This is a genomic window from Rhodococcus sp. (in: high G+C Gram-positive bacteria) (assembly GCF_049286785.1).
GTDB lineage: Bacteria > Actinomycetota > Actinomycetes > Mycobacteriales > Mycobacteriaceae > Rhodococcus_F.
The window spans coordinates 1-10,881 of sequence record NZ_JBAQEO010000663.1 but is presented as its reverse complement, the minus strand read 5'-3'; the positions used below and the strand labels follow the sequence as shown (position 1 = coordinate 10,881).

The following is a 10,881-nucleotide window of genomic DNA, read 5'->3' as shown; positions in this document are numbered from 1 at the left end:
ACCCGGAAGCCACCGCCGAGACCATAGATCCGGACGGGTGGCTGCACACCGGTGATGTCGGCACTCTCGACGGGCGAGGCTATCTCGACATCACCGACAGGCTCAAGGACATGTACATCTCCGGCGGTTTCAACGTCTACCCCGCCGAGATCGAGAACGCGCTGGCCCGCCTCGACGGCGTCGCCGATTCCGCGGTCATCGGGGTTCCCGACGACCGGATGGGCGAGGTGGGCCGGGCGTATGTGGTTCCCAAGCCCGGCACGTCGCTCGGCGACGACGAGGTGCTGGCCTTCTGCAAGAAACATCTCGCCAACTTCAAGGTTCCGCGCTCGGTGCGGTTCGTGGACTCCCTCCCCCGGAATCCCTCCGGGAAGGTAATGAAAAACGTTCTGCGTGAGGAGAAATCATGACGGTCCCGTACGAGGGTGACGTCGTCACCTACGAGGTGCGCGACGGCGTCGCATTCGTGACGCTCAATCGTCCCGACTACCGGAACGCCCAGAACTCGGTGATGACCTACGCGCTCGACGCCGCGTTCGAGCGGGCCGTGGGAGACGACGACGTGAAGGTCATCGTCCTGGCCGGCAACGGCAAGCATTTCAGCGCCGGCCACGACATCGGCACACCCGGACGCGACCATCACGTGCACTACGACAACAAGGCCGTCATGTGGTGGGACCACATCGACAAGCCTGGCGGCGACCAGCGGTACGCCCGCGAGATGGAGGTCTATCTCGGGATGTGCCGGCGGTGGCGCGAGATCCCCAAGCCCACGATCGCGATGGTGCAGGGCGCCTGCATCGCCGGTGGACTCATGCTCGCCTGGGTGTGCGATCTCATCGTCGCCTCCGACGACGCGTTCTTCTCCGATCCGGTCGTACGTATGGGTATCCCCGGTGTCGAGTACTTCGCGCACCCGTGGATGACCAATCCGCGTTTCGCGAAGGAGTTCCTGTTCACGGGCGACCGGTTCACCGCGCAGCGTGCGTACGAGGTGGGCATGATCAACCGCGTCGTTCCCCGCGGGGAACTCGAGAAGGAAACCGTCGCGATCGCCGGACGCATCTCGGCCATGCCGCGGTTCGGACTCGCGCTCACCAAGAAGGCCGTCAACCAGTGCGAGGACCAGATGGGCATGCGTAACGGCATGGATTCGGTCTTCGGCCTGCACCACTTCGCGCACGCGCACAACGCCGAGGTCGACACCGACCCGCTCGGCGGCATGAACGCCAAGTCGATGGCGGCCAGCGCCCGTCCGTCCGAGAAAGGTGCCGAGTAGTGGATCTCGATTTCGACGACGCCACCACCGCCTTCCGCAACGAGGTCCGGACGTTCCTGCGCGAGAACGTGCCTGCGGAACCGCTTCCGTCGATGGACACGGCCGAGGGTTTCGAGGCTCATCGTCAGTGGGAACGCACCCTCGCGGACGCCCGACTGTCGGTCGTCTCGTGGCCCGAGGAGCTCGGCGGACGCGACGCGTCCCTGCTGGAATGGGTGGTCTTCGAGGAGGAGTACTACCGCTCCGGCGCCCCCGGCCGGGTGAGCCAGAACGGCATCTTCCTGCTGGCGCCCACACTGTTCGAGCACGCCGACCCGGAGCAGCTCGCCCGGATCATGCCGCGGATGGCCCGCGCCGACGACATCTGGGCGCAGGCGTGGTCCGAGCCCGAGTCGGGCAGCGACCTGGCGTCCCTGCGGTCGACCGCACGTCGCGTCGACGGCGGATGGGTACTCGACGGGCAGAAGACCTGGAGCTCCCGCGCCAGCTTCGCCGACTGGGGCTTCGGGCTGTTCCGCTCCGACCCGGACGCGCAGCGGCACAAGGGCATCACGTATTTCATGTTCGACCTGCGGTCGGAGGGCGTCACCGTGCGTCCCATCGATCAGCTCGACGGCGAACCCGGTTTCGCGGAGATCTTCCTCGAGGAGGTGTTCGTTCCGGACGACCCGGCCAACCCGGGCGAGTCCGGCGTGATCGGCGGCGTCAACGAGGGCTGGCGGGTCGCGATGAGCACCGCATCCAACGAACGCGGCCTCTCGCTGCGCAGCCCGGGCCGGTTCCTCGCCACCGTCGACCGCCTGGTCGAGTTGTTCCGTTCCACCGGCCGCACCGACGACACCGCGCTGCGTCACCGTGTCGCCGACGCCTGGATCGGTGCACGCGCCTACCAGTTGAACACTTTCGGCACCGTCACCCGACTCGCCGAGGGCGGGCAACTCGGCGCGGAGTCCTCCATCAACAAGGTCTTCTGGTCGGAGTGGGACATCGCCACCCACGAGACCGCCCTCGAACTGCAGGGCGCCTCGGCCGAACTTGCGAATAACTGGATGGACGGATACCTCTTCTCCCTGTCCGGTCCGATCTACGCCGGTACCAACGAGATTCAGAAGAACGTGATCTCCGAGCGGCTGCTCGGCCTACCGAAGGCTGAAAGATGAGATTCGCACTCGACTCCTCACACGAGGATTTCGCGTCCAGTATCGACGCCCTGCTGTCCAAGTCGGACATGCCGTCGGTGATTCGATCGTGGAACGCCGGTGACACCGGCCCCGGGCTGAAGGTGTGGCAGCGCCTCGCCGAGACCGGCGTCAATGGGCTGCTGATCTCCGAGGATCACGACGGATTGGGCGCGGACGCCGTCGACCTCGTGGTGGCCGTCGAGCAACTCGGCCGTCACGCCGTTCCCGGTCCGGTGGCCGAAACCGTCGCCGTCGCACCCGCATTGCTCGCGCAGATTTCTCCGGATCGGTTGTCGGCGCTGGCATCCGGATCGCTCGCGACCGTTGCCGCCGCACCGCACGTGCCGTTCGCGGTGGATGCGGACACCGCCGACCTGGCGTTGCTGGTCGACGGATCTTCGGTCTCCCTGGGCGAACCCGGTGCCGCGCAGCAGTCCGTGGACCAGTCGCGTCGGCTGTTCACCCTCACCGCCGGCGAGTCGCTGGGCGACGCCGACCTCACGGCCGCGTTCGACCTGGGCGCACTCGCGACGGCGGCGCAGCTGCAGGGGCTCGGGCAGACCCTGCTCGAGGCCACCACCGAATACGCCAAGCAGCGCAAGCAGTTCGGCAAGGTGATCGGCCAGTTCCAGGCCATCAAGCACCACCTCGCCGAGGTCGCGGTGGGACTCGAGATGTCGCGCCCGCTCCTGCACGGCGCCGCCCTGGCGGTGCGCGACGGGTCTGCCGACGCCTCCCGGGACGTCTCCGCCGCCAAGGTGGCCTGCGGCGACGCCGCCTACCGCGCGGCCCGCATCGGACTGCAGGTGCACGGCGCCATCGGGTACACACTCGAACACGACCTGTCGCTGTGGCTGACCAAGGTTCGCGCGCTCGTCACCGCGTGGGGGACGCCGTCCTTCCATCGCGGCCGGGTGGCCGATTCACTCGTGGAGGTGTCGTGATGAGTTTCGACAACGAAGAAAGAGCCGCCCTCCGCTCGTCCGTCCGGGACCTGCTGGCCAAGCACTCGGACTCCGCCGCCGTCCGCCGGGCGATCACCACCGAGCACGGCTACGACGAAACCCTGTGGTCGAAGCTGTGCGAGCAGATCGGCGTCGCCGCGCTGGCCGTGCCGGAGAAGTACGACGGCGTGGGCGCGTCCCTCCTCGAAACGCATGTGGTGCAGGAAGAGTTGGGCCGCACGCTCACCCCGTCGCCGATGCTCGGAAGTGCGGTGCTCGCCGCTCAGGCGCTCGTGCTGTCGGGGGACGACGACGCGTGCGCGCGTCTCCTGCCGGAGATCGCCGCCGGATCGGTGGCCGCCCTCTGCTGGGCGGGACCGCACGGTTGGAACAGCTTCGGGGTGTCCGCATCCGCCGACACCGTGTCGGGTACCGCGTCGTACGTTCTCGGCGGCGACGTCGCGGACGTCCTGCTGGTCTTGACCGACGACGGGCTGCGGGAGGTTGATCCGGCTGCGGACGGTGTGACCCGGCGCCGGGTGCCGACGATGGACCCCACCCGCGCGCTGTCGGAGGTGAGCTTCGACGGCGCCTCGGCCCGTCGTCTGGCCTCGGCTCCGGACCTCGCCGAACGACTTCGTACCGTGGCTCTCACCGCGTTGTCCGCGGAGCAGGTGGGCGCGGCAACGGCAGCGCTCGAGCAGACGGTGGAATACACGAAGTCGCGGAAGCAGTTCGGCCGGGTGATCGGCTCGTTCCAGGCATTGAAACATCGCATGGCCGACATGTATGCGCTGGTGGAGACGGCGCGGTCGATGTCGTACGCCGCGGCGCTGTCGGGTACCCACGAGGACGCGGTGATCGCGAAGGTGTACTGCTCGGAGGCGCTGCAACAGGTCGCGGCAGAGGCAATCCAGCTGCACGGTGGCATCGCCATCACCTGGGAGCACGACGCGCAGCTGTACTTCAAGCGCGCCCACGGCAGCTCCCAGCTCTTCGGGCAGCCGCGAGAGTACTTACCGCAGCTCGCCGAAGCTGCGGGGCTCTAGCTCTTCGTGCCTGTCGCAAAACGCATGATGCCAGGTGACGGATAGCGTGCCTCCTGGCTGTGCCGGGTCGATAGCCTGGAACGCATGAGTCCTCGAGTACCCAGCATTGTGCTGAATTCCGGAACCGTCATCCCGCAGCTCGGCCTGGGTGTGTGGCAGGCCACCAACGACGAGACCGAGCACGCTGTCCGGTTCGCCCTCGCCGACGCGGGCTACCGGCATATCGATACCGCCGCCGCCTACGGCAACGAGGAAGGTGTGGGCCGCGGCATCGCGTCCTCGGGTGTGCCGCGAGAAGAAATATTCGTCACCACCAAGCTGTGGAACGCCGATCAGGGTTACGAGCCCGCACTGAAAGCCTTCGACAGCAGCCTCGGGCGGCTCGGCCTCGATTACGTCGATCTCTATCTCATCCACTGGCCGCTGCAGGACGACGACCGCATCCTGCGCACGTGGGACGCCATGGAGAAGATCGCGAAGTCGGGCCGGGCGAAGGCGATCGGTGTGTGCAACTTCGAGCCGCGGCACCTGCAGCTACTGATCGAGCGCGGCGGCACCATCCCGGCTGTCGATCAGGTGGAACTGCATCCGCATCTGGCGCAGCGGGAGATCCGCGCGTTCGCGGTGGACCACGGGATCGCCGTCGAATCGTGGAGCCCGCTCGGCGGCACCAGCAATTCGGGTTGGGGTAAGGATTCGAAGCCGAACACACTTCTCACCGACCCGATCATCACGCGCATCGCCGACCGGCACAGCAAGACAGAGGCCCAGGTGTTGATCCGCTGGCATCTACAGAGCGGGCTGATCGTGATCCCGAAGTCGGTGCACGACGCCCGGATTCTGCAGAACATCGACGTCTTCGACTTCGAACTCAGCGAGCAGGATCTCAGCGAAATCGCAACGATGGACGACGGCACCCGCGTCGGATTCCACCCCGACGACATGAACATGGGCGCGCCGGAGTAGCCGAGTCGACAATGCCGACGCCGGCAGTGAGTGGCCGGCGTCGGCTCAGCGGGCTCTGAAGCGAACGACGCTCGATGCATCGGGCAGTGAAACAGCTGTGCGCGCCACAGGCGCCAGCCCGGCCCGTACCGGTGTCACCGGGGAGATTCTGAAGCAGAACCAAGGAATTCGTCGAGCACGCGGAAGAACAGTTCCGGTTCGTCGAGTTGAGGGAAGTGACCTGCGCGGGGAAAGATCTCGACGCGACTGTGGGGTACGACGCGGCGGAGGTTCTCGGCGTGTGAGGCTGGAATCATTTTGTCGCTGCCACCCCATACCAGTAGCGACGGAAGCGATTCGAACTTCGAGAAGTGTTGATTGGCGCTGACCGTCTGTCCACGCAGTCCCACGACTGCTCGGGTGGAGGCGAGAAACGCTGCTCTCGCAGACTTATCCGACACGGTCGCGAGGGATCGCCACGTTTCTGCGGCACTGCGACTGGGTTGCACTGGAAACCCGAACCGGCCCAGTTGTTTGAGAATGCTCTCGGTGTTGCGCCGAAGCCAGTCGGAGGCCAAGACGGGTAGGACCAGTTCGCTGCCGGGCAAGGTGGCCGCCTCGAGGAACAAGCTCACCTCGGGTCCGAGGCCGCCGCTGCTCACCAGGCACAGACGGTCGACTCGCTCGGGAAAGAGGTACTGGCTGGCCGGGGGAAATTGGCAGGCAGGAAGGTTCATTCGTCTTTCGGGTTCAGCTCACCGCAGGGGCTCGAGCTGTCGAGGTCAGTGTTGCGGTCAGGCCGGGGAAAAGGATGTCGAGGCCGCGTTCGAGTTCGGCGGCGCCATCGTAGGACGCCAGGACCGGCGCGAGACCGCGCAGGAGCGGGAAGTCGCCGATCGGTAGCCGGTGTAGTCCCAGGCGTAGCAGATCGTCGGTTTCGTCGGGCCGTTCGACGAGTTCCTGTAGTTCGTTGAGGACGTGACCGTGGAGGAAGCCGAACAACGCCCGGTAGACGTGCAGGGCGTCGGCGTCGGTGAAGCCGGCCCGGGTGAGCAAGCTCAGGATGTTCTCGAGCGGGCGCAGAGTTCCCAGCGGTCGCAGCCCGAGGGGCGTCGCCAGGGGCCGTGTAACCAGCAACGGGACGACGTGGGGATGATCGAGCGCCAGACGTCGGAAGCTCCGGGCGACGGTGCGTAGTTGGGTCATCCAATCACCGTCCTCGGTATCGACGACGAGTTGCTCGAGGACAATTTCGGCAATGCCGTCGAGGAGGGCGGCCTTGTTCGGCGCGTGCCGGTACAGGGTCATCGGATCCCGGCCGAGGGCCTTGCCGAGGCGGCGCATCGTGAGTCCGTCCATGCCGTCGCGGTCGATTATGTCGAGCGCGCACGAAAGGATCAGTTCCCTGGTCAGCGAACCACTTCCAGAACCGTCGTCGTCGGGGTCGGCCGTGCGACGAGCGGGCACCTTCGCCATCACAGACTCCTTTTCGTTCAACTGTCACTGTAGGCCTGAAGCGTAGATCTACACCGTTGACTACCTGGGCGCTTCGGCGTTGACTGGGTACTACAACGTAGGCCCGGGAGGCCGCCATGATCATCATCCTCGGACTCGTCATTCTGCTCGCCGCCGTGATTGTCGGGCTCGCGGGCGTGTTGACCAACAGCGGCGACGGGCACGCCCTGACCGACGGTTTCGCCGAGTTCGGGTATCACGTCACCGGCTCCACCGGAACCCTGTTTCTCTACGGCATCGTCGTCGGCGCGGTCGGCCTTCTCGGACTGAGCCTGCTGCTGGCCGGGGCCCGGCGGACCTCCCGTCGCGGCCGCCTCGCCCGCCACGACCTGAAGGATTCTCGCCGGGAGACAGCGGATGCGTACCAGGACCGGGACCGCCTGGCCGAGCAGCGCGACATGGTCGCCGCGGACCCGGACACAGTCGACAGAACACCGCACGAAACAAATCCCCGCGACCAGCGAGACGGGCGACGTGACTGGCGGCACCCGTTCGGCCACCGCACGGATGGAGTCGCCACCAGCCACGGCGTCACACATTGACCTGGCGGTTCGGCACCGCGATCGTCTTTGACCGGCGCGTCCGCGCCGAGCGAAACACCAGAGGAAGAAGAACCCGTCATGAGTATTGGTAAGAAGATATCGCATTCGGCCGAGGCCGCGAAGGGTTCGGTGAAGAAGGTGTTCGGCAGGGCCACCCACAACCGCAGCCTCGAAGCCGAGGGTCGGGCCGATCAGGCCAAGGGCAACCTCAAGCAGGCCGGCGCGAAGATCGCAGACGCGTTCAAACGCTGACCCTTTCACCCCCTGCCGATGGGCCACGCGGTGGTAGGCCGACGCCACTACTGCTGACTCGGCCGTTCGGCCGCACCGGACGTGCCCCACCCCCGCCCGGAATCTGGAGCACACCATGGCGATCTCTGATATCAAGGAGTACGCGCACCTCACCGGCGAGGACGTCGAGGCGCTCAGCGACGAGCTCACCAGCATTCGCCGTGACGTCACCGAGTCCCTCGGGGACCGGGACGCCGCGTACATCCGCCGCACCATCGGCTTCCAGCGGGTACTCGATGCCGCGGCCCGGTTGGTGATCCACGGCAGCAGGACCACCACAGGGTGTGTTCTCGGGACGACGGCTCTCGCGGTGGCCAAGAGCGTCGAGAACATGGAGATCGGGCACAACGTCGGCCACGGGCAGTGGGACTGGATGAACGACCCGGAAATCCACTCCAGCAGCTGGGAATGGGACATGGCCGGCCTGTCATCACAGTGGCGCTACTCCCACAACTACCGCCACCATGTGTTCAGCAACATTGTCGGGATGGACGACGACCTCGGCTACGGGGTCATCCGGATCACCCGCGACCAACCGTGGAAACCGGAACATCTGCTGCAACCGCTGCGGAACCTGTTGTTGGCGGCGACGTTCGAATGGGGCATCGCCCTGCACGACCTGTATTCGGAGCAGGAACGCGCCGGCACCGCCGCCGAGAAATCCGCCCGGACCCGCGCGCTGCTCGGGAAGATTCTCCGCCAGACCGGCAAGGACTACCTGCTTTTCCCCGCTCTCAGCGGCCGCCGCTGGCGGCGAACGCTGACGGCGAACCTGATCGCGAATCTGCTGCGGAACGTGTGGGCGTACGTGGTGATCTTCTGCGGGCACTTTCCGGACGGCGCCGAGAAGTTCACAGTCGCCGAACTCGAGAACGAGACGCGGCCGGAGTGGTATCTGCGGCAGATGCTCGGCGCAGCCAACTTTCGTGCCGGCCCGGTGATGGCATTCCTCAGCGGCAACTTGTGCTATCAGATCGAGCATCACCTGTTCCCGACCTCCCCAGCAACCGTTACGCGGAAATCTCCACCAAGGTGCAAGCACTGTGCGAGAAATACGACCTGCCGTACACCACCGGCTCCCTTGCCCGGCAGTACCTGCTGACGCTGCGCACCATCCACAAACTCGCACTGCCCGACCGGTTTCTGCGCGCGACCGCCGACGATGCCCCCGAGACGGCCTCCGAACTGAAGTTCCGCGCCTTGCGTGAGCCGGTCGGGGCGGCTCCGGCTTCCCGCATCGGGCTACGGACAGCCCTACGAGCCCTGCCCACGAATCGTCGCACCCGCCGACGGAGGATTCCACCACTACCGATATGGGACCATCGCCATGCCTGATACCACCCCTTCCCCGGCACCCGCCGCCGGCTCTTCGCGGGCGTCGTACGAAAACTCGTCCTCCACCGCGGGCCGACTGGCGCAGAACAGCTACTTCGAACGGTTCGCCCGCGCAGGGTTCGTGGTGAGCGGCATCGTGCACCTGATCATCGGCTACATCGCCATCCGGCTCGCCCTCGGCGGCGCAGGCGGCACCGCCGACCAATCCGGTGCCATGACGGAACTGGCCGCCAAGCCGGGCGGCATCGCAGCACTGTGGGTGGGTGTGGTCGCGTTCGCAATCATGGGACTGTGGCGGCTCGCCGAAGCGGCACTCGGCAGTTCGTCCCGACCGGACGCAGACAGCAAGAAATCGGAAGTGATCGATCGTCTCAAGGCCTTTGCCCTGGCGGTGGTCTACTTCTCGTTCGCCTTCTCCGCGTTCGGATTCGCCCGCGGCAGCGGAAAGTCCAGCAGCGGCCAGAGTGCAGGGATCACGGCCCGCCTGATGCAAACCACCGCCGGTACGATCGCCCTCGTTGCGGGGGCGCTGGTCATCATCGCGGTCGGCGGATACCACGTCTACAAGGGAGTCAGTCGCAGCTTCCTCGACGACCTCGAAGGAACCACCAGCCCCCTCGTGCGACGACTGGGCATGGTCGGCTACATCGCGAAAGGTCTGGCCATCGCCGCCATCGGGTTGCTGGTGATCCTCGCCGTCAGTCAATCCGCCCCGGACAAGGCCTCAGGACTCGACGGTGCCTTCAAAACCGTCGGCGCCCAACCCTACGGCGTGGCCCTCCTCATCGCGGCCGGCGTGGGCATCATCACCTACGGCCTCTACAGCTTCGCCATGGCCCGCTACGCCAAGATGTAGTCGTGCACAGCCCCGAGCCGCAGCAAGCCGATTCTCGAGGAGCGTGTCGCGCTCGGCAACCAGACCTGCCCGCCGCGAGAACCTTCGACGACATGAACCTGCTCCGGGCCGGTGGGATGGCCGCCCTGTTCGACCAGGTCTACGCCACTTCGTCCCTGGGAATTTCCTGCGCGAGTCAACCTTCGGGCACAGCCTGCAGCTCGGGGCGGCGCTGAGGCACCCACGCCGCCGCTTCGGACCGGCAACTCGCACAATCCAGCAATACCGAGGTTGAGGTGTAATGAACACGGAGCACCGCACGATGATTGGAGCATGTCAATTTCACATAGATTCGCTTCGGCCACAGTTACCGGGCTCATCGGCGCTGCGATGTTCGTTGCGGCGCCAGGCGTCGCCAGCGCGGCCGATCCTTGCCAGCTCGGGTGGTCGAACACAGAACCACGATCGTGCGCCCAGGCAAGCGTCGGGCTGGCCCCGGTATGGACGCTGGGAAACGGCATCTGCGCCGGCATGCTGACCGCCTCCGGAACAGCGTTCGACGGACCCCTGTGGGAATACTCCGAGGCCCGAGGGGCCGTCCATTCCGTCGAATTGCGCATCGCGCAGGGCTTCTCACCGCTGGGAAGTGGGCGCCGACCATCCTGGCCTGCGACGTAACTGCGATCATCGATTGGCAGAACCTCGACACCGGTCAAAGCGGAACAATGAGTCGATACATACCCGCCGGCAACACGAGTACCCGGCCGATGCTCATGCATGTGGGTACGGGCCCCGGACGGGTTCGGCTCACCATGCGGACCGACCACCCGAGCATTCCGGTTTCGGCGGAAGTGGTCGTCCCCTGACGTCACGTCGCCGCACAGCGTGACGGCCGCCCGGTCGGCTCGGCGACTTCTCGTCCTGGCAGCGTGATCTGAGCCCAGGTAGGGCGCCGGATCTGACGC

The 10,881-nt window shown here is 66.2% G+C and carries 10 protein-coding genes and 3 pseudogenes; 11 read left to right on the top strand and 2 right to left on the bottom strand.

Annotation, left to right across the window (positions count from 1 at the left end; all coding sequences use genetic code 11):
- The 6 genes and pseudogenes from fadD3 to WAW17_RS23905 all read left to right on the top strand — a co-directional run.
- Positions 1-410: pseudogene (gene fadD3 / locus WAW17_RS23930) on the top strand (3-[(3aS,4S,7aS)-7a-methyl-1,5-dioxo-octahydro-1H-inden-4-yl]propanoyl:CoA ligase); the annotation flags it as partial.
- On the top strand, positions 407-1,279 hold the full coding sequence (locus WAW17_RS23925; protein WP_422335384.1) for an enoyl-CoA hydratase: 873 nt from the start codon (positions 407-409) through the stop codon (positions 1,277-1,279). The pseudogene fadD3 and the gene WAW17_RS23925, both read left to right, overlap by 4 nt.
- A complete protein-coding gene (locus WAW17_RS23920; RefSeq protein ID WP_422335383.1) occupies positions 1,279-2,439 on the top strand; it encodes an acyl-CoA dehydrogenase family protein in 1,161 nt (386 codons plus the stop codon). Before WAW17_RS23925 ends, WAW17_RS23920 begins: the two co-directional genes overlap by 1 nt.
- The gene (locus WAW17_RS23915; protein WP_422335382.1) at positions 2,436-3,404 is read left to right on the top strand and encodes an acyl-CoA dehydrogenase family protein; all 969 of its coding nucleotides are present in this window, start codon (positions 2,436-2,438) and stop codon (positions 3,402-3,404) included. Before WAW17_RS23920 ends, WAW17_RS23915 begins: the two co-directional genes overlap by 4 nt.
- On the top strand, positions 3,404-4,453 hold the full coding sequence (locus WAW17_RS23910; protein ID WP_422335381.1) for an acyl-CoA dehydrogenase family protein: 1,050 nt from the start codon (positions 3,404-3,406) through the stop codon (positions 4,451-4,453). Before WAW17_RS23915 ends, WAW17_RS23910 begins: the two co-directional genes overlap by 1 nt.
- A gap of 84 nt (positions 4,454-4,537) precedes the next feature.
- A complete protein-coding gene (locus WAW17_RS23905; RefSeq protein ID WP_422335380.1) occupies positions 4,538-5,419 on the top strand; it encodes an aldo/keto reductase in 882 nt (293 codons plus the stop codon).
- A 134-nt stretch (positions 5,420-5,553) separates the two neighbouring features.
- On the opposite strand, the pseudogene WAW17_RS23900 reads toward WAW17_RS23905, so the two are convergent.
- Positions 5,554-6,096, bottom strand: a pseudogene (locus WAW17_RS23900) (alpha/beta fold hydrolase); the annotation flags it as partial.
- A 52-nt stretch (positions 6,097-6,148) separates the two neighbouring features.
- A complete protein-coding gene (locus WAW17_RS23895; RefSeq protein WP_422335379.1) occupies positions 6,149-6,874 on the bottom strand; it encodes a TetR/AcrR family transcriptional regulator C-terminal domain-containing protein in 726 nt (241 codons plus the stop codon).
- Between the two features lie 116 nt (positions 6,875-6,990).
- On the opposite strand from WAW17_RS23895, the gene WAW17_RS23890 reads away from it, so the two are divergent.
- The 5 genes and pseudogenes from WAW17_RS23890 (at position 6,991) to WAW17_RS23870 (ending at position 10,594) form a co-directional block, all read left to right on the top strand.
- On the top strand, positions 6,991-7,455 hold the full coding sequence (locus WAW17_RS23890) for a hypothetical protein (protein ID WP_422335378.1): 465 nt from the start codon (positions 6,991-6,993) through the stop codon (positions 7,453-7,455).
- A gap of 78 nt (positions 7,456-7,533) precedes the next feature.
- Positions 7,534-7,707 carry a CsbD family protein gene (locus WAW17_RS23885; RefSeq protein ID WP_422335377.1) on the top strand — a complete coding sequence of 58 codons (174 nt, stop codon included), beginning with the start codon at positions 7,534-7,536 and terminating at the stop codon, positions 7,705-7,707.
- A 115-nt stretch (positions 7,708-7,822) separates the two neighbouring features.
- Positions 7,823-9,081: pseudogene (locus tag WAW17_RS23880) on the top strand (fatty acid desaturase family protein).
- On the top strand, positions 9,074-9,937 hold the full coding sequence (locus WAW17_RS23875; RefSeq protein ID WP_422335376.1) for a DUF1206 domain-containing protein: 864 nt from the start codon (positions 9,074-9,076) through the stop codon (positions 9,935-9,937). Before WAW17_RS23880 ends, WAW17_RS23875 begins: the two are co-directional and overlap by 8 nt.
- A gap of 312 nt (positions 9,938-10,249) precedes the next feature.
- A complete protein-coding gene (locus tag WAW17_RS23870; RefSeq protein ID WP_422335375.1) occupies positions 10,250-10,594 on the top strand; it encodes a hypothetical protein in 345 nt (114 codons plus the stop codon).
- The last annotated feature ends 287 nt before the right edge of the window (positions 10,595-10,881 follow it).